16 protein-coding genes are annotated in these 18,271 nt (G+C 57.7%); 15 read left to right on the top strand and 1 reads right to left on the bottom strand.

Translation table 11 applies throughout. The features are described 5' to 3' along the window. Positions 1 to 51: 51 nt before the first annotated feature. The 13 genes from ACYASU_RS00130 (at position 52) to ACYASU_RS00190 (ending at position 14,659) form a co-directional block, all read left to right on the top strand. Positions 52 to 177, top strand: a complete 126-nt coding sequence (locus ACYASU_RS00130; protein ID WP_463581516.1) for a hypothetical protein — start codon at positions 52 to 54, stop codon at positions 175 to 177. A 60-nt stretch (positions 178 to 237) separates the two neighbouring features. Next, positions 238 to 3,708 (top strand): tape measure protein, encoded by a 3,471-nt coding sequence (locus ACYASU_RS00135; RefSeq protein ID WP_463581517.1) that lies wholly within the window; start codon positions 238 to 240, stop codon positions 3,706 to 3,708. A gap of 53 nt (positions 3,709 to 3,761) precedes the next feature. Further along, entirely contained in the window at positions 3,762 to 6,455 is a 2,694-nt protein-coding gene (locus ACYASU_RS00140; RefSeq protein ID WP_463581518.1) for a hypothetical protein, read from the top strand. Beyond that, positions 6,452 to 7,360, top strand: a complete 909-nt coding sequence (locus tag ACYASU_RS00145; protein WP_463581519.1) for a hypothetical protein — start codon at positions 6,452 to 6,454, stop codon at positions 7,358 to 7,360. Before ACYASU_RS00140 ends, ACYASU_RS00145 begins: the two co-directional genes overlap by 4 nt. Next, positions 7,360 to 8,547 carry a pyocin knob domain-containing protein gene (locus tag ACYASU_RS00150; protein WP_463581520.1) on the top strand — a complete coding sequence of 396 codons (1,188 nt, stop codon included), beginning with the start codon at positions 7,360 to 7,362 and terminating at the stop codon, positions 8,545 to 8,547. The genes ACYASU_RS00145 and ACYASU_RS00150 overlap by 1 nt, the downstream gene beginning before the upstream one ends. Further along, entirely contained in the window at positions 8,544 to 9,191 is a 648-nt protein-coding gene (locus tag ACYASU_RS00155) for an Lcl C-terminal domain-containing protein (protein ID WP_463581521.1), read from the top strand. Before ACYASU_RS00150 ends, ACYASU_RS00155 begins: the two co-directional genes overlap by 4 nt. 12 nt (positions 9,192 to 9,203) lie before the next feature. Then, positions 9,204 to 9,740 (top strand): hypothetical protein, encoded by a 537-nt coding sequence (locus ACYASU_RS00160; protein ID WP_463581522.1) that lies wholly within the window; start codon positions 9,204 to 9,206, stop codon positions 9,738 to 9,740. A gap of 371 nt (positions 9,741 to 10,111) precedes the next feature. Then, positions 10,112 to 10,537: a cell wall hydrolase gene (locus ACYASU_RS00165; RefSeq protein WP_463581523.1), complete on the top strand. Its 426-nt coding sequence runs from the start codon at positions 10,112 to 10,114 to the stop codon at positions 10,535 to 10,537. A gap of 74 nt (positions 10,538 to 10,611) precedes the next feature. Further along, the gene (locus tag ACYASU_RS00170) at positions 10,612 to 10,827 is read left to right on the top strand and encodes a hypothetical protein (RefSeq protein ID WP_037013040.1); all 216 of its coding nucleotides are present in this window, start codon (positions 10,612 to 10,614) and stop codon (positions 10,825 to 10,827) included. Positions 10,828 to 10,829: 2 nt separating this feature from the next. Beyond that, positions 10,830 to 12,071 carry an SGNH/GDSL hydrolase family protein gene (locus ACYASU_RS00175; protein WP_463581815.1) on the top strand — a complete coding sequence of 414 codons (1,242 nt, stop codon included), beginning with the start codon at positions 10,830 to 10,832 and terminating at the stop codon, positions 12,069 to 12,071. An 83-nt stretch (positions 12,072 to 12,154) separates the two neighbouring features. Next, complete coding sequence (locus tag ACYASU_RS00180; RefSeq protein WP_463581524.1) at positions 12,155 to 12,451, top strand: hypothetical protein; 297 nt, start codon at positions 12,155 to 12,157, stop codon at positions 12,449 to 12,451. A gap of 46 nt (positions 12,452 to 12,497) precedes the next feature. Further along, positions 12,498 to 12,749: a hypothetical protein gene (locus tag ACYASU_RS00185; protein ID WP_463581525.1), complete on the top strand. Its 252-nt coding sequence runs from the start codon at positions 12,498 to 12,500 to the stop codon at positions 12,747 to 12,749. A gap of 1,568 nt (positions 12,750 to 14,317) precedes the next feature. Then, entirely contained in the window at positions 14,318 to 14,659 is a 342-nt protein-coding gene (locus ACYASU_RS00190; RefSeq protein ID WP_108120176.1) for a hypothetical protein, read from the top strand. 63 nt (positions 14,660 to 14,722) lie between these two features. On the opposite strand, the gene ACYASU_RS00195 is transcribed toward ACYASU_RS00190, so the two are convergent. Continuing rightward, on the bottom strand, positions 14,723 to 15,223 hold the full coding sequence (locus ACYASU_RS00195) for a hypothetical protein (RefSeq protein WP_463581526.1): 501 nt from the start codon (positions 15,221 to 15,223) through the stop codon (positions 14,723 to 14,725). 379 nt (positions 15,224 to 15,602) lie between these two features. Between ACYASU_RS00195 and ACYASU_RS00200 the strand changes: the two genes are divergently transcribed. Next, a complete protein-coding gene (locus ACYASU_RS00200; RefSeq protein ID WP_192171978.1) occupies positions 15,603 to 16,022 on the top strand; it encodes a hypothetical protein in 420 nt (139 codons plus the stop codon). A gap of 876 nt (positions 16,023 to 16,898) precedes the next feature. Next, the gene (umuC, locus tag ACYASU_RS00205; RefSeq protein WP_463581527.1) at positions 16,899 to 18,179 is read left to right on the top strand and encodes a translesion error-prone DNA polymerase V subunit UmuC; all 1,281 of its coding nucleotides are present in this window, start codon (positions 16,899 to 16,901) and stop codon (positions 18,177 to 18,179) included. The last annotated feature ends 92 nt before the right edge of the window (positions 18,180 to 18,271 follow it).

Here is an 18,271-nt window from a genome sequence, read left to right on the forward strand (position 1 = left end):
GACGCCTGGGAAACGCCGGTACCGCAAATCTTGATGGCGTGGGAGGCCCGCATGGAGTTTCTGCGCGCCACGAACCCGTTCGGCAAGTCTGATAAACCCGGCGGTCCGCCTCCAGGTGAGACACCGCAGGAAAAGCGCCAGCGAATCAAGGCGCAAATCCGTGGCGCGCGGGCCTGATGCCAGTCAATTACATCGAACCGCCTTAAGAGGCGGTTTTTATTCGCCCGGAGAAAGTGCATGGCAGGTCAAGAAGTTCGCGGGATGCTGATCCGGCTTGAGGCGACGACTGCACAACTCCGTCAAGAGATGGAACGAGCAGACGCCTCGGTCACGAAGGCAACCGGGCGGATCGATGCCCAGCTGAGCAAAGTGGATACCGCGTTTGATCGCGCGGCCAAAAGCGCGCAGTCAGCAGCAGGTATTCTCAAGGGCGCCTTGTCGCTCGCGATCGGCGGCGCAAGCGTAAGCGCCATCATCGATCAGGCTGAGGCATATACCACTGTCGCCAACCGATTGAAGTTGGTGACGTCTTCCAGCAAGGAATTCACCGAGGCACAAAGCGCTGTCTTCAGTATCGCGCAAAAATCAGGGCAGCCGCTTGGCGCGACTGCAGAACTGTATCAGCGCATCGCCACCAATCAGAAAGAACTCAAGCTGAGCGGCCAAGGCGTTGCCGGGATTGTCGAAACGATCTCCAAAACCCTCGTTATCAGTGGTGCTTCCGCTGCGTCGGCGGATGCTGCCCTTGTGCAACTCGGCCAGGCTTTCGCTTCCGGGACGCTGCGCGGCGAAGAGCTCAACTCGGTTCTGGAGCAGGCCCCAGCACTGGCCCAAGCGATCGCTAAGGGCATGGGGAAAACCGTAGGCGAGCTTCGAAATCTGGGTACAGAAGGGAAGTTGACCTCCGCCGCTGTTGTGGCAGCGTTGCAAGCCCAAGCCGCCGCTGTCGACGGTCTCTTCAACCAGATGCAGAGCACCATCGGAACCGCGCTCACCCGCATCCAAACGTCCTTCACGCGAATCATCGGCGAAACGGACAAGCTGTCCGGAACCAGCGTCTCGCTGGCTGGCGCGATAAACCAGGCATCTCGGGCGCTTGACCAGATCAAGGTCCCTGAAGCGTTCGCGGTCATTTCGCAGCACGCCGAGACCTTGTCGACGGTGTTGAACGTAGTTCTGTATGCAGCCCTCGGCAAAGTTGCCGCAGGCCTGGTGCAGTGGTCCGCCGCGTCTGGCGCATCTGTGCTTGCCAACCAGAAAGCGCTCTCCGCTGCTGCGAAGACTGCGCAGCAGGATCTATTGGCCGCAGAGGCAAAGCAGCTGGACGCCCGTGCACTCGTAGCGCGTGCTGGTCAGGAGCTGCAAGCAGCCCAGAGCAAGGTTGCAGCGGATCGCCTGCGCCAAGAGTCGGATCTGGCTGGCGTGCGCTCTGCGCAGGCCGCTTTGGCAGCAGAATTGGCGCTGGAGCAGCAGCGCCTCAAGGCGCAGATTTCTGAAACCGGTCGTAATGCTGCCTTGGCACGGATGGTTGAGATTCGCGGCGCGCAGATTGCGATCACCAAGCAGGTGGAAGCGGCTGAGCGCTCGCTCGCGGCAACGACGGTGGCGACTTCAGCCCAAATCCAAGCGGCCAACGCACAGGTAACGGCTTCGAAAGTCGCCTTGGCGGAAACAACGCTCGCGATCAAAACAGCAACTATCGCCGCAAGTGAGAGCGCCGCTTCCGCTACATTCGCCGCTCGGGCGTGGGGCGGTTTGAGAACAGGCGCTGCGGGGCTGCTCGGTTTGTTGGGCGGACCAGTCGGCCTGGCATTCATGGCTGGCGCCGTAGCATTGTCGTTCATTGATTTCAGCGATAAGTCCAAAACGCTCATGGGCGATTTGGGCGATCTCGGAAAATCGGTGGATCAGGTTCGGACCGAGTTCAATAAGCTGAACGAGGACCAGCAGCGCGCCCAGATCAATACCTGGAAAGACAAGCAGCTCGGGGCAACGCTTGCTGTTGAAAATGCTTACAAGAGCCTTACTGCCGCGGTTCAGGCGGCGATAGTAGAGCCCCCTAATCCGGATATGGTTGACCCGGCGAAGATTGCCGAACAAGTGCGCTCGTTTGAAAGCCTTCTAGCAAAGATGGACGCCGCGCGAGCATCTGGTCAGGCACTCGGCCCCATTCTGCGCGAGGCCGCAGCTAACGGGCAGATTTCCCCGGAGCAGCTGCGTCAGTGGGAGACGCTGGCAGGTTCATTCAGCGACAACGCTGCAGTAGCCGCGCAGGTGAAAGCGCGTCTTGATGAGTTGACCACCGCCCTTAATCTGAACACGAACGCGACCCACGCGAATAATCAGGCGAAAGCTGGCTTTACCACGGAGGGCGAGAAGTATCTGGACACGATCCAGAAACAGCTGGCGGGCCTGCAGGATGGTGGCGATGCAATCAAGGAGGCCAACCGATATATCGCGGATCACAAGACTCTGTCTGAGGCTGATCGTGTTGCAATTCTTTCGACTGCGAACGCCATCGAGGTCAACAAAGCCGCGACAAAAGCTGCGAAGGACGAGACCAAACTCGGCAACGCGGCTGCCCGTGAAGCAGCCACAGAGCTGAAGAACCAGCAAAAAGCCCTTGAAGAACTTACCTCAAAATCAGCCATATCGGCCAAGGCCGCCAACGATCTCGCAGACGCTTATCTTGCTGGGGTCGACAACATCCGCGCGATCACCCTTCAACAAAAGGTTGAAGAGGAACTGCTCAAAACTGGCGCCGCAGCGCGCGGAAAAGTCACGGCAGCCATAAACGCTCAGATGGCGGCGGAAGATCGCCGTGACGTGGCGAAGAACATCGCTGATCTGCGCGTGGAAGCAACGCAGACTCTGGCTCAAGCCACTGCCACGTTGGAGGGCACGGACGCACTTGAGGCTTTTAATGTCCAAAAGGCGATGCAACTGGCGCTGATTGGCAAAAGCATCGAGTACGGTTCCAAAGAGTACGACCAACTTCTGCAGGCAACACGGGCGCAGCTGGACCATAACAAGGCGCTGGAACAGGCAGGCGCGGCGAACAGCATCGTCGACCGGCTTTATCCACAGACGAAGCTTTTACGCGATTACACCCAAGAGCAGGAAGCGCTGAATAAGGCGATCGAGCTCTACCCTGAAAAAGCTGATGCCTATCGCGATGCGCTTCAACGGCTGGGCGTCGAGTACCAGCAGAACAAGAACGCCGCAACAAGCTGGGGCCAGTTCACTGAGGGTGCGATTGATCGAATCGACGACGCCTTTGCGGACATGTGGAAGTCCGTTCTGAGCAAGTCCGGAAACTTCATGGACACCCTCAAGGACAGCTTCAGGCAGTTCCTCGCGGAAATGCTTCACATGGCGATCACCAAGCCGATTTTGGTTCAGTTCGCCAGCGCGCTGGGTGTTGGCGGCGCGCAGGCTCAATCCTCCGGACTGTTTGGAGATTTGACTGGTGGTAGTGGAGGCGGGCTGACGTCGTGGCTCGGCACCGCGAAAAACGTGTTTTCGGTCGCTAGCAGCAATTTCGGGCAGTCCATCATGGCTGGCTGGAATGCAGGCGAGGGGATTGTCGGCGGTATCCAAGGCGCGTTTGGTAATGGTGCTTCCTACGTCAAGGACGCGATCGCCAGCGGCTTCACTGCGGGCTCGGCGCTGCCAGCGCCGTTGCCTCCACGACCGCTGAAAGCCTGACGTCGACCCTCGCCACTTCCTACGCTGGTTATGGCGCACAGTTTGGCACCGGGGTGGCGCAAGGTTCTTTCAGCGGCGCCGCCGCGTCCTATTCGGCGTCTGCTGCTTCCTCCAGCCTCAGTGCGTTAAGCGCAACTCTGAGCTACGTCGGTGCGGTGTACGCCGTCATTCAGTCGTACCAGGCGTACGGTGCAAAGGGCGCTGCCACAACAGCAGGATTCGCAGCGGCCGGCGCCGCTATCGGCTCAGTGGTCCCTGTCATCGGCACGGCGCTCGGTGCAGCAATCGGCGCCGTGATCGGTTCGATTGCTTCCAGTTCGCTGTTCGGCAGCGGGGAGAAGTACCCCGACCTGAGCACGTCGGCCACGGGTCATTACGATAACGGCGTGTACACGGATCAGGGCATAGCAACCACTTGGCAGCGTAAGGCCCCGAAGTATGGACCTGCAGCCGATAACGCCATGTCTTCCACACTGAACAAATTCGCCTCAACGCTGGGCAACCTTTATGAGGCGCTCGGCAATGGGGCGGAGGTTTCGGCTTACAGCACCCTGCAGCAGCGCAAGACCTCTGGGAAATATTCGAGCACTTTCGGCGTTCAGTTGGACGATGGTTCGGTCATCAGCGCGAAGCAGCAGTTCAAGGCGAATGACATCGCCTCGGCATTGACCGCTGACTATGACGACATCATGGGCACTTTCCTTGCGAAGGCGATCGTGAGCTCGAAGTCGCTGCCGGAGTACTTCAAATCTCAGTTCACGGCCTTTGCCAATGACTGGAACACCACCGCTGACCAGGTCATCAAGGCAATCGAGGGAGTCTTTACCCGCTTCAACGGGGTGAACGACGCGCTGTCCTTGATCAACGTCGCGAACCTGAAGCTGGATAACACCGGCCTCATTGCCTCCGATGCGATCCTGAACATGATCGGCGCGCTCGCAGATCTGGACACCACCACCGCAACTGCGAAGGAAAAGGTCGACGCGCTCAATAAGAGCGTGGGCACCTACTACCAGGCTTTTTTCAGCGCCGACGAGCAATTTGCCGACCTGACCAAAAGCCTGCAGGGTGCGTTCGCTGGCTTCGGCCTGAAGCTGCCGGACACGCGTTCCGCCTATCGCAAGATGGTTGAAGACATTGACGTCACGACCACCGCGGGACAGGCGATGTTCGCGACGATGATGGGTCTGGCAACCAACGCGGACGCCTACTACACGCAGATCGACAAACAGGCGCAGGCAGCAGTGGATGCAGCCAAGGAGGCAGCACAGGCGGCCGCAGATGCATGGTCGAACTACTACGGCCTGTTCACTTCTGACACCCAGAAAGCCGCCGACACGTTGTCGCTGGTCGGTCAGCAGTTCGCCGCGCTGGGCTTGGCGATGCCTGCAACCCGGGACGGCTTCACCGCAATGGTGGCGTCTATTGACCAGACGACCGAGAAGGGCAAGGCGATGTTTGCCTCGCTGCTCGGGCTGGCGACCAACGCTGATGCCGCCTTCGACATCATTGAGGCACAGACCGCAGCGGCCAACGAAGCTGCCGCCGCTGCGGCACAGGCGGCCAAAGAGGCAGCAGAGTCAGCCGCGCAAGCCATCAAGGACGCTTTGAATCTCGCGGTCACTAATGGCTTTTCCGCACTGCAGCGCGCAATCACTGCCCAGCAGAAAGCGGCCGAGGATGCTTACAACGCTCGCGTCGCATCGCTGAACGACATGCTCAGCACCGCGAACACGCGTGTTTCGGATCTCACATCGATCAGCAACTCGCTCGATAGCGCGTTGAAGTCGTTGCGCGGCACTTCTGACGACACAGTGAAGATGCTTCGACGCCAGGCGCAAGCGACATTGCAAAGTGCGCTGGCAACGGCGCGAGCTGGCGGGTCGTTGGCGAACTTCAGCGGCCTGGACGACGCGCTGAATGCGGTCACCAGCAACACCACCGGCCTGTACTCATCGCTTGAGGACTTCAACCGCGATCAGGGCCGCACGGCCAATGTGGTGGCGCAGCTCAGCCTGCTGAACGGGAAGCAGCTGACCAGCGCCGAGAAATCGGCAAAGGCGCTGCAAGATCAGCTCGATCAGGCGAAGAAGACGTATGACGCGCAGGTCGCGCAGTTCGATTCGCAACTGGCATTTGCTCAGTCGCAGTTGGATGCGTTGAACGGCGTCGACACATCGGTGCAGTCGGTGGCCGTTGCCATCCAACAAATGAACGCCGCCGTTGTGGCTGCGCTCCAGGCGCAGGAAACGGGAGCGGCTGCCGGCAACACGTACGACAACAACGTCGCGTTGATCCGATCGGTTTACAAGCAGGTTCTCGGTCGGGATCTGGATGGGAACGGGCTTGCGACCTGGACGGCGGGCCTGGCTAACGGGACGGTCACCTACGCCAACCTGGTCGACATGATCGCCAAGGGCGGCAAGGCGAACGGCGAAACCGTGAAAATCCCAGGCTACGCCGCCGGCGGCAACTTCGGCGGTGGTCTGCGCCTGGTTGGTGAGAACGGCCCGGAGCTTGAAGTAACGGGCCCGAGCCGGATCTTCGATGCTCGCACGACGGCAGCAATGCTCAACGGTGGCGGCTCAGACGCTGGCGTCGTGGCAGAGCTGCGCTCTATTCGCGCAGAACTGGAGATGATCAAAGCCAACACCCAGGCCGGCGCGGTGAACAGCAGCAAGCTTGTGAGGATCGTTGATCGCGTGACTGACGGCGGGAACGCCATGCTTACCAAGGAACTTGCATGAAGGTGATTAAGCCGCACGTCATCACGGACATGATGATGCTGAGTTCGTCAGTTCAGGAGAACGACTATCCGGCGTGGGCATCGGGCACCACCTACGCCCTCGGCGCGCGGGTGATCCGGACCAGCGTGCATCGGGTTTATGAAAGGCTGGTGGCGGGGGCGGGGACAGTCGCCCCCGAGCTGGACACCACCAGCCCGCCGGTGTGGATGGATGTCGGCCCGACAAACAAGTGGGCGCCTTTCGATGATGTGGTGGGCACGCTCGCGACTGGCCCGTCTCCGCTCAGTTATGTGCTCAGCGTCGGGTTCACCGACAGCCTGGCGTTGTTTGAGCTGAGCGGCCGGTACGTGGATGTGGTGATGAAGGACGGCACCGGCGGTGTCGTTGTGTACCAAAAGAGGATCGACCTCGAAGTCACCGATATCGAGACGATCTTCGACTGGTTCTTCAGCGATCTGGATCTGCGGACCGACATCGTCATCACCGACCTACCGGGCCAATACGCGAGCGCTGAGCTCTCTGTAACGATTACCTCAACCAGCGGCGGCGCGTCCGTTGGCGTGATCAAGCCGGGGCTGATCAGCGACCTGGGTGAAACCCAATACGGCGCCCGGGTCGGCATCGACGACTACAGCCGCAAGGAGCGAGACCCGTTCGGCAACACGGTCATCACCAAGCGCGCCTACAGCAAGCGCGGCAGTTTCACGATGCTGACCACGCTGGGCACCTTCAACCGGATCTATCGAACGCTGGCGGCCCTGCGGGCAACGCCGTGCGTTTACATCGGCACGGAGGCGGCCGGCTATGAGCCGCTGCTGATCTACGGATTCTTCACCAGCTTCAACATCGACATTTCCTACCCCAGTTACCACCTCTGCTCGCTTGATATCGAGGGCCTCATCTGATGGCAGTTACTCCACTCCCGCTCCTTGACCGGACCGCGGCAACGTTCAAAAACGACGTCGATGCTTTCTTCGCCACCAAGCTGCCCACGTTTTCTGTGCAGGTGAACCAGGTTGCCACTGATGCGCAGAGCGCTGCGGATGCTGCCAACACCTCAAAGAACGCCGCCGGAACCAGCGCGACCAATGCCAAGACCAGCGAAACCAATGCCGCGAACTCGGCCAGTGCCGCTAACACCTCGAAAACGAATGCCGCGACCAGCGCGACGAGCGCTGCTGACTCTGCGACCGCTGCGAATACCTCGAAGATCGCAGCGGCCAACAGCGCGACGGCGGCGGCCACCAGCGCCACTAACTCCGAGGCATCTGCCGTGCGCGCCAAACAGGCGGCGGACAGCATTTCTAGCGGCCCGGTGACCAGCGTCAACAGCAAGACCGGCGTTGTAACTCTGAACAAGGCCGACCTCGGTCTGTCGCTGGTTGATAACCTTTCCATATTTGCGCGAGGAATGACTGCTGGGCCTGCGGTTTTGCCAACCATTGCAAACATGGACGAGTTTATTAATTTGACGAATGGTTGGTATGGGGTTGCAAATACTTCGACCGGTTCAAGGCCGCCGGGAGAATCATGGGGCACGCTTCTTGTGTCCGGTCGAGCGTTTCAGACTGATGCGCGGGTCAATCAGTTCTTCTTTTCTGAAACAACGACACGCGTATGGGTTCGTCGCAACAGTGGTGGCTCCTGGGCTGGCTGGCGCGAACTCCCACGCCCGGTTCCGGGCGCGGCAAACGCTCGTAAACCACTGGTTGCGTCTGCCGATGGTGTTAGCGATGAATGGTCAAACATCCTCAGCATTGCTAACTATCTCGACAGAAGCTTTACCGGCACCGCGGCGGCTGCGCAAACACTGGACGTCAGCGTTTACTCGATATTCGACTTCTTGCTGGCCGCTGCGACAACTTTCAGTTTTGCGAACGTCCCTAGTCTTGCTGGTGAAACCATCACGGTGGTGGTCAGAATTCGGCAAGATTCTACCGCTCGCCTGATTACATGGCCGTCGAATATAACTTGGTTGACTCCGCAAGGCATCAGCCCTCAGACGCCGACTGTTGGTCAAATCGTTGAGTATATTTTTTCGACTGTTGGCTCACCCGCTAACTGGTATGGTCGAGTGGGGGCTTCGACATGAGATTGGCTGCGGCGCTTCTGGGATCGCAGCAAAAAGTCCCGACCAAGCCCGGCGTTCCTTATGCTGGTGGCTACTATGCTGGTCGTATCAAGATCAGTGGCCAGAGCTATGCCCTGATCGTTTCACCGAAGGCGCAAGGCGAAACAACGCTCGCGGTAAAGCCTTCAGGCGGGCCGACGCTGAACGCGACCAGTGCCTGGGACGGCCAAGGCAATACAGCGGCGATGCTTTCAGATAGCGCGACCCATCCTGCTGCCCAGTTCTGCGCCGGCCTTGCTATAAACGGATATGCCGACTGGTTCCTCCCGGCCAAAGATCAACTCGAACTTTGCTATCGGAATCTGAAACCTAAAACCAATCCTAACGATACCGCATCCGGCTATAACGCAAGCTCCGATCCTGTTGGGGCTGTATATACAACAGCCAACCCCGCGCAGACTGCATCTGATGATTTTTTATATACGCTTGCCACTGGCACATATGGCCCTCAAGCATTTCTTGCGGGTAGCGGTCAGACCTACTGGACCTCTACCCAGCTAGGCACAAACATTAATGGCACTCAAGAGTTTCTAACCGGGGCGCAAAGCTCCGCTAACAAAATTACTCAATTGCTTGTCCGTGCTGTTCGGATGATCAAAATATAAGGACCGCTAAAAATGGCCGTAATTATCGAAGAAACTCAGGAAGTTGTTAGTGGTTGGGATTTCAAAATGCGATACCCAAACGTTTCGTTTCCTTTTGAGAGTGACTGGGATGACGAAATGCTGGCTCCTTATGGGGCATTTCGGATCTACGAGGACGTCTATCCGGACCTGCAGATGCTGGAAACTGCAATTCCCGGCGCCATTGAAAAAAGGGAGGATGGCAAGTATCACCAAGCATGGATTGTCCTTCCTGCCGACCCTGATCAGTTGATTGCAGCAATCACTGCCGAATATAAAGGCCAAGTTGAACTGTATATGAACAACACCGCTGTGGCTCACGGCTATTTGAACATGCTGGAAGTCATCAGCTACGCAGATGAGCCGGTTGTTGCCAAGTTCCAAAACGATGGTCTCGCCTTCCGGAAATGGCGCTCGCTGGTCTGGGAGTATGCTCAGGTTCAGATCCCGCTGATCGCGACGAAGCAACGTCCTAAGCCGACGCCGGAAGCCTTCCTCGCCGAATTGCCAGCCCTGACGCTTAGCAAGTAAGCCGGATACCACGCAAAGGTTGCACTGCGCAGTGGCTTATCAGGCGCGCGCCCTTGTCGGGTGCTTCTGCCTTGGTGAGTCCGGGTCGAGGTCTAAGAAATGTAACTGTCGGGCCCAGCGCGCAGCTTCCGAGACCGAATCGAAAAAGAAATGGTTTCCATTGCTGGACGTCACCCTAAAGACCACTTCCACACGGCGATCTTTGAAGTGCGAAGGTCTCTCGGAACCTGTGATTCTTCGGAAGTGCAGCGACATTGTGATCTCCGACTGGAGCATTAGGTTACGCGCCTATTCCAGCGGATTGAACCCCCTCAGAAAGATAGTTTCGTTAGGCCCGCGATGAGCGGGTTTTTTTTGCCTGGAGAAATTGGATGACCGTGATCGAGAGAGATCGTGACGTGCTGGCGCGCACCCTGTGGGGTGAAGCGCGCGGGGAGGGCTTGGCCGGGATGGTGGCCGTGGCGTGGACGATCCGCAACCGCGTGGACGATGGCAGGGACAAGTCCTGGTGGGGCGAGGGTTACGCCGGCGTCTGCCAGAAGCCGTACCAGTTCAGCTGCTGGAACCGGAACGACCCCAACTATCAGTTCCTGAGCGGCGCGCGTGCGATCCCATTCCGCGAACTGGCGCAGTGCCGCATTGCTGCTGACCAGGTGATCGACGGCAAGGTGCCGGACCCCACCGGCGGCGCGACTCACTACTACGCGACCACCATGCCAAAGGCGCCTGACTGGGCGGCGAAGGCGAAACGCACGCTGAGGCTCGGCAACCACGTATTTTTTAAGGACGTGCCCTAAGCATTCGGCGAATGCTGGCGCCTCGCGCACTCAGCACCAACCACCTACCCATCTATGAAGGCCCAGGAGGCGCAGTGCGTACAGATCAATTTGTGATGAAGTACAGCTACGGACCGCACACGCTGTCCGTGAAAGCAAATGGCGGAAGCGTGCTTGTGGAAAAGGCTGTGGGCACTGACTGGGTTACCGCAGACACATTTGCCACTGATGGCGCTTGGCGTCTGGATTTGGGCAACTCGCCCACACGCTTCACGCCTAAAGGCGGCGCGGCTTATGAGGTGGCTAAGTGACCTTGATAATAGGCGCTGCGCCTACCAGCAAAAGACGTATTCGCCGTGGGCTGGGCCTGCTGGGCGACAGCTTCAGCGCGAACTGCCACACGATTGATCCGAAGGCATACGGCACAGAAGCCTACGGTTACGCCGGCGCTATCGCTGCAAAAACAGGTCTGTTTCCCAGCTATCTGGACAATCAGGGGAAGGTGGGCGACCACTCTGGGCAGTTCATGCCAAGGCTGCCATCCTGCCTGACTTCAGCGACGGCTGATTTGTGGATGCTGCTGTCGCGCACGAACGACAGCACGACGCCCGGCATGACGCTCGCCGACAGCAAGGCCAACGTGATGAAGGCCATCACAGCGTTCCAGAACACGCCCGGGAAGTACCTGATTGTCGGCACCGGCACGCCGCGTTTCGGCGCGAAGGCTTTGACCGGCCAGGCGCTGGCGGACGCGATTGCTTACAAGGACTGGGTGCTGACCTACGTCATACAGTTCGTGCCAGTCGTGAACATCTGGGATGGCTTCACCCAGGCCATGACCGTCGATGACTTGCACCCGAATCTGATCGGCGCAGATTTCATCCAGTCTAAGTGCGTGCCGGTCATCAATGCCAACTTCGAGTTCTTCGGCGTGCCACTGCCGACGGACGCCGCCGACCTCTACTCGGCGATTCGCCCGTTCGGCTGTCTGAACGCCAACCCGTTGATGGCGGGCTCGACCGGTGTCATCAACGCATCGGTAAACCCGGTGGCCGGATCGGTGCTGGCGGACAACTATAAAGCCTCCGGCTCAGGCCTGAACGGAATCACTACTCGGTGGTACAAGGAGCCGGCCGCATATGGCGAGGCACAGTGCATAGAGCTGGTCGGTGCTATGGCCGCCGCCGGCGGCTACATCTATGTGCAGCCAGCTGCGAACGTTACGCTGTCGAATGTGCTGGCAGGGGATATGATCGAGATGGTTTCGGCGCCGGAGATTGTAGGCAACAGCCGTGGAATCCTCGGCTGGGAAGCGGAGCTGATTATCACCAAGCCGGTGTCCAGCACTTCCACCACCATCTATTACCGCTCGATGGACAAATACCAGGAGCCGTTCACTCTACCGGCCAACTGGAAGGGCGTGCTGGAGACGCAACGTTACACAGGCGACGTCACGGAAACCGTCATCACCTCACGCATGGGGCTGTACCTGGCTGCCGGCATCGCTCAGGACTCCAGAGTGAAGGTTGCGCAGTTCGGCATCCGCAAGGTCTGATGGCCTCCGGTCGGCAGTAATTGACGTCGGCGGCGGCGCTGCGATTAACTGTATATATATACAGTTAATCCAAGCGACCAAGCATGTATGTCCTCATCACCCCGCGTCGCAATCTCGGCGTCGCCGTCCCCAAAGACCAGCTCAGCATAATCACCCCGTTCAGGGGCGACGTGCAGATTGTCGAATCTCAATGCTCAATCCTTGGCCGGATCACCCGTGAAGCTTTCATTTTGAACAGTGCCAGCCACACCCCAGATCCGCTGCCAAGGTTGCTGGACGCTGGCGTGACGAGCATGGGCACCAACGGGTTCACCATCTCCGGCATCGAGCAGATCGGAGAGGCGTTCTACTTTCAGTCATGGTGGTGCCGCTTTGAATGAGCACGTCGCCGACCCTCTGGCTACATGGCGGCTCATGGTCGAGGACATGCAAGACCTTGTCACCGACCCTGACGGCCAGCGGGCGAAGCTGCGGCAATTGGCAATGCTTGCCTATCAACGGTATCAGGTTGATGCCGATGAGCTGTCGGACATGCTTGAGGTTACGGACGCCGCGCGGGAGTGGGGTTTGTTGGAGCTGGAGCACGGCCACTTTCTGGGAATGTTCCGTACGCCCGAGCATAATCTTGAGCCCGGGACGCAGTGTTTCTGTAAAGGAAAGCTCGTCAGGGTTTTGTGAACATCGGCAGGACGCCGGGGAGGGGTGAAGCCTCAACGAGGCGTCACATGAAATAGGGTTTGAAAGTGGGCTGAATCCGTTCCGAAACTCAACGCTCGCCCCGCGTGGAATGCGGTCTGTAGCCCAGTGGTTTTAAAAAAGTATGGGAACGTCAATCACCTCCAAGGATGCGGCCCGCTGGGTTTTCCGTAACGGTCTTGAAAACCGCGTCGGTGCTTGTGGCGGTCACCCGTTTTCTAGCTGCTGTAGCGCCATGTGTGAGAAGTTTTCCGCGTAAGACTAAAGTCCAATCCAGGCTTCAGCAGGCCGCCGTCTATGCTCTAGACAACAAGATCACACATTATAAAGGAGGGCAGGATGCCCCAAGTAAATGGACGCAGTCGGAGCCAAATAGCGAGGATTCAGGCAATGGTGGACTGGCATCTTGAGATCGCGGCTGAGTTGGAGCGCTCCGGCAAGTTCGATCAGGCACGCCTTCATCTAATTCGAGCGAACCTGTTGAAGCCTGCCGCGACGACCCCGAATTGACCCAGCAGAGCATGGCCCCGAACATTTGATCGCTGGAATTTGTAGTGGGTCAGGTTGATCGCAGTAGGGGTGTCGACGTGTAATTACGATGCGCAAAACCTCCCCTGGAGGCGGCGTATTTTCGTTTGCAAAATCACAAAAAAGCTCGTGTTTTGCGAAGCTGTTAAGACTCAATTATCTAAGAAAATCAAAGGCTTGCAGGTCCATAGTCCCCAGCATGGGGTGCTAGGGGTCGAGTGTTCGAATCACTCCGTCCCGACCATATTTTTCAATGACTAAGCCCAATCTTCTCAGGTTGGGCTTTTTCATGTCTCGAGATTTTCGGGGCTCATCCTGTCTTCATTGTTGCAGACATAGCAATTCCTCGTCCGCCGTGCGCCGGCAGGCTTCAACGTGGAGGTGTGGACGGCGGCATTCAATGCACTACCGTCAGATAACGAAATTGAAGTGGGTTGGTTTGCGATGCTCGTGCTGCTCGGGATTGCCCAATGAGCCATGGCTCTCTTCTTGCTGTCCTTCGATCTGGATGCTTCAGCCGCAGCCCTGTTCCTTTTCGGTCTGGCCATGATTTGACCAAGCACCTTTACGGTCGCGTCGGTACTTCCCGCGTCGTTGGCTGGTACGAGTCCTTGAAGATAATGGTTGAGGGGCTGGCTCTGGGGACCGATGCGCCAAGAGTTTCGCTCTCCAGCTCGCCTCACACCGGTAGTCATGTGGATAGAGGTAAGAGGGGGATGGCAGGCCTTCGGCGGCAATGGCAGATTCCAAGGCATCAAATTTATGGATGGATGCGCTACCGGGTTGTCTGAGGGAATGCTGCGACCATTCGGGAAACGGGATCATGACTGGCTGATCGCACAATCTTCATCAGCGTGCTCATTGTGCATACTGGACGCGAAGCCTGAGCAGTTGGCCCGATGGTCGCTTTCGACGGTGGCAAATAGCTCGGCGTCTGATGGGTTTCAATGCTGCGTTTTAGAGTGCGGGTCGCCTTCGTAAGTAGCGTGCGCGCCGAACTTTTGTTCATGGGGAGTTTTTGAATGTTGTCGATCAGAATGTCTGCTCTGCCGCTTTGTCTGGCTCTGTTGGGCTATGCCGGCAACTCTTTCGCGAGCCCGGAAGATGAAAAGCAGCAAGGCCTTGTAGTGCTGGTTGCAATGGAGCAGGTCTGCAATAACGCGAATCCTGGCATGAAGAGCGATGTTGAGAACGCCATGGCATCGGATTCCACCATTGATGAGGCAACAAAGGCGGAAGTGAGAAAAATCAAATCTGACCCTGCCTATAAATTCAAGGTTAGCAGCATGGCCGACAACTTGATGCACTCCCCAATGGGGGCGTATGTCGCCAAAGACATGTGCAAGAATTACGGCTCGAAATAGTCAGTTCCACCGCAGCGCACCCGAAAATCACCGAGATCGTTGCTCAGTATTCGAGGCTGACGCTCAGTATTTCGTATGGAGGTGCTGTGCGTCATCTCGTTTCATGGCGCTGATGCGACCGAGCGTCCAGAAGGAAATTCCGAAGAAGAGCAGCGAAATCAGTACGCCGCCGCTCATGATGTAAAAAGCCGGCCGAAAGCTACGGACGTTGGCTGCGACGGCGCTGTAATCCGGAAACCAACGCGAATAGATCAGGGTGACGTCTTCGTCTACTCCGCAGTTTTCCCTCTCGCCGCATCCAGTGTCCAGGTATTGCCCTTCGTGAGGTCGGTTATCTTGGTCCACGTAACGGTAGTGGACGATGTTAGCAAGTCGGTTTCTCGGGATTTCCTCCAGCTGCGTCACCGTGCCGGTCACTTGGGCCCCATTCCACTGAAGGGCTGCATAGGTGAAACCTTCATGTCTCGCCATCGCGGCAAATGCTAATAAAACACAGCATGCGATAGTTAGCAGGACGACCCGGTTGTACAGATGGTCTAGTTCTGCCTCACGTGGATTAAACATCCAATGCTCCATGGCTTACGGGGGAATGTGTACCTATCGGCGAGGTACACAAGAACTTTATCGTCATGGTCAGCCAGGGCCAGGCCGCTTCTCTTCTGCTTCATGACCCGCGCAGTGCACCTGAACCGCCAGCAAGTTGGAAACTGTGGCCAGCCTGTTGCCCCGACTGCTTGCAATGGTTCAGAGGGCCATGTACCGATACGGAGAGTTGGCACTGAACGGGCGCCCCTTTCGAAGCGCGGACGGGCAGGGGGGATCGCACCTTATATGAGCAGTAAGAGAAATGTAGCATTAGGCCATCTATGGGCGATTTAAGTGTGTACAATGCGCGGCGCTCAGTTCCAGCTATGGCTGAGCATTATTTATATAGGGAATTCAGATGTACGCTCTTCGCAACTTGTCAGCAGCCGTTCTGTTAGTTTTGACTGCTGGCTGTGCCTCCGGTTTGGATCACACGCAGGAATCTGAACTGGCTGGCTATCGTGCCAACCATCTTGACGTTCAAGAAAAAAGTCCAGGCCTGGCCGCAGGACTGGGCCTCCTGCCTGGCGGTGGATCGTTCTACGGGCGCGCTTACGGCTACGGCGTTGTCAACCTGCTGCTGTGGCCATTGTCCATTATCTGGGATCCTGTCAGTGGCTACGACGCAGCTGAGTCCATCAACTATCAGGCATCAAAAGCTCATGTAGCCAGCTTGAAGCGCCGGGACATGGATCGTCTTGACGCCAAGCTTTCAGCTAACGAGATTGATCTGAAAACCTACACCCTGGAAAAGCGAAAAGTCGACAATCTGTACTAATTATCCTGAACAGGGGGAGAGTCTGCTGTGATGAGCTGAACTTCAGGCTCGGTACTCATCGTGGCCGAAATTGCCTTATCCTTTCCCAGCGGCAGGCTAGTTGTTCTGCCGAGCTGGGTATAGCCTCCCCGATGAAGGCGCCGAGGCTCGTCGAAACGATATTGCAGTAAAACCTCGACGAGCTCGTCGACATGAGTTGCATGAGCCGGTTGAATGCATTCATCTTGCTGCGAATGAAGGCACCACGTGTGCCTTCAATAACATCCTGGCTGATTCGGCGGTGTGCCATTGCAAGGAATGGTTCCGGCTCTGTGTATGCCCCGATAATCGCCTTGGCTAAAGTGGTTACACCCCGACAGCATAGCGACTGCAATGACCAGTAAAGCCAGCATCCCAGATTTCATCTTGTTTTCCCTATATGTGTAAGTTTGACTTGCATTCGCAACCCCTGATTCCTCACATTTCCCACTTCCGTCACACTTCGAACCCAGCGAATTGTCCCGCCGGCGTGCCGCACATCGCCATACCCTCAATACGAGCCGCCGGCGCGACATCGTAAGCTCGATCAGCCAAAAGTCGTATCCATTAATGACCAACTGCTCTGGCACAAGCCCCTCAGAGCAACGGTCCGCAGACTCGTAGATCGAGTAGCGTCCGCACCTACGGTCACCCGTCGAAATTCCTACACTGTACATTGACCGGAGGCAGGCTAAAACGTTAACTGTATATGCGTACAGTTATTCACGGCAAGGCTTGCATCATGAGCGTCACCTTTCTTGGCCCATCGTCGGCCGGCGCCGAAAAGCTGCGTCTTTACTTCTTTCACGTACCGGCCGATCGGGTGATCTGGGGCGTGGTGATTCAGCGTTCGCGATCATGACAAAGCCTGAGCCCGTCTTTGCGCTGATCGACTGCAACAGCTTTTATGCAAGTTGCGAGCGTGTCTTTCGGCCTGACCTCGCCAAAACGCCCATCGTGGTGCTGTCCAATAACGATGGCTGCGTGATTGCCCGAAGCTATGACGCAAAGCCCTTCGTGAAAATGGGTGCGCCTTACTTTCAGATCAAGGACCAGTTGCGCCGAGACGGTGTGATCGCGTTCAGCAGCAATTACGCGCTGTATGGCGACATGAGCGAGCGGGTCATGAGCATCATCGAATCGATGGTCCCCGCGCTGGAGGTCTACAGCATCGACGAGGCCTTTGCTGACCTCTCGGGCATCCCCGGTGACCTCACGGCGTTCGGAAGGCAGATTCGAAACACCATCTACAAGCGCACCGGCATTCCGGTGGGCGTGGGCATAGCCCGCACCAAAACACTGGCAAAGCTCGCCAATCACACGGCGAAACGCTTGCTGGCGAAGACCGGCGGGGTGGTCGATATCTGCGATCCGTTCAACCGCGACTGGACGTTGCGTAACACGGACGTCGGCGAAGTGTGGGGCGTGGGCAAGCGCATGAAGGCCCATCTCGAAGTCATGGGGATCAAGACCGCGATGGATCTGGCGAAGGCCGATCCCTGGACGCTGCGGCAGAAATTCAGCGTTGTGATCGAGAAGACTGCGCGCGAGTTGTCGGGAACTCCATGCCTGGAGTTGGGGGAGGCCGATCCGCCGAAGCAGGAGATCTGCTGCAGCCGAATGTTTGGCAGCCGTTTGACAACTATCGAGCCCATCAGGGAAGCCGTCGCCACCTATACCCAGCGCGCCGCGGAAAAGCTCCGGGCACAGAACTCGTTGTGCAAAAAAATCCGGGTCAGTATCCGAACGGGGATGTTCAATCCTGAGGAGGCCAAATATGCCAACGGCGCTCTGGTCGAATTGCCCTACCCCACCAATGACGTGCGCTTGATGACGAAAGCGGCAACGGAAGCGGTCAACCGGTTATTCCGGGAAGGCTTCAAATACAGCAAGGCCGAAGTCCTCTTGATGGACCTGCGGCAGCCCGGCGAATTTACCGACGACCTGTTCGCCCATTCGCAACCCGTGGAAGCCGAGAAGGTGATGAACGTGCTGGATGAGATCAATGCCAAGTGGGGGCGTGGAACGCTGCGCGCGGCGAGTGTGCCGGCTGCCCCTGAGTGGGCCATGCGGCGGGATCTGATGAGTCAGAGCTTTACGACACAAATCGGTCAGCTGTGGATCGTGAGGTGCAATTAGGGTCATCGCTGTCAGAAACGAGCGTTGCACGTGGTTTCCCTTAATTCCACCGTGGCACCCGCTCCCGAATGGCGAAAATCAGCCATTCGAAT

The organism is Pseudomonas sp. HP_12 (assembly GCF_055283955.1).

Coding starts and splice junctions, on each gene's coding strand:
- ACYASU_RS00130 (WP_463581516.1), top strand. CDS start 52: ATGGAGTTTCTGCGCGCCACGAACCCGTTCGGCAAGTCTGATAAACCC.
- ACYASU_RS00135 (WP_463581517.1), top strand. CDS start 238: ATGGCAGGTCAAGAAGTTCGCGGGATGCTGATCCGGCTTGAGGCGACG.
- ACYASU_RS00145 (WP_463581519.1), top strand. CDS start 6,452: ATGAAGGTGATTAAGCCGCACGTCATCACGGACATGATGATGCTGAGT.
- ACYASU_RS00150 (WP_463581520.1), top strand. CDS start 7,360: ATGGCAGTTACTCCACTCCCGCTCCTTGACCGGACCGCGGCAACGTTC.
- ACYASU_RS00155 (WP_463581521.1), top strand. CDS start 8,544: ATGAGATTGGCTGCGGCGCTTCTGGGATCGCAGCAAAAAGTCCCGACC.
- ACYASU_RS00160 (WP_463581522.1), top strand. CDS start 9,204: ATGGCCGTAATTATCGAAGAAACTCAGGAAGTTGTTAGTGGTTGGGAT.
- ACYASU_RS00165 (WP_463581523.1), top strand. CDS start 10,112: ATGACCGTGATCGAGAGAGATCGTGACGTGCTGGCGCGCACCCTGTGG.
- ACYASU_RS00180 (WP_463581524.1), top strand. CDS start 12,155: ATGTATGTCCTCATCACCCCGCGTCGCAATCTCGGCGTCGCCGTCCCC.
- ACYASU_RS00185 (WP_463581525.1), top strand. CDS start 12,498: ATGCAAGACCTTGTCACCGACCCTGACGGCCAGCGGGCGAAGCTGCGG.
- ACYASU_RS00190 (WP_108120176.1), top strand. CDS start 14,318: ATGTTGTCGATCAGAATGTCTGCTCTGCCGCTTTGTCTGGCTCTGTTG.
- ACYASU_RS00195 (WP_463581526.1), bottom strand. CDS start 15,223: ATGTTTAATCCACGTGAGGCAGAACTAGACCATCTGTACAACCGGGTC.
- ACYASU_RS00200 (WP_192171978.1), top strand. CDS start 15,603: ATGTACGCTCTTCGCAACTTGTCAGCAGCCGTTCTGTTAGTTTTGACT.
- umuC (WP_463581527.1), top strand. CDS start 16,899: ATGACAAAGCCTGAGCCCGTCTTTGCGCTGATCGACTGCAACAGCTTT.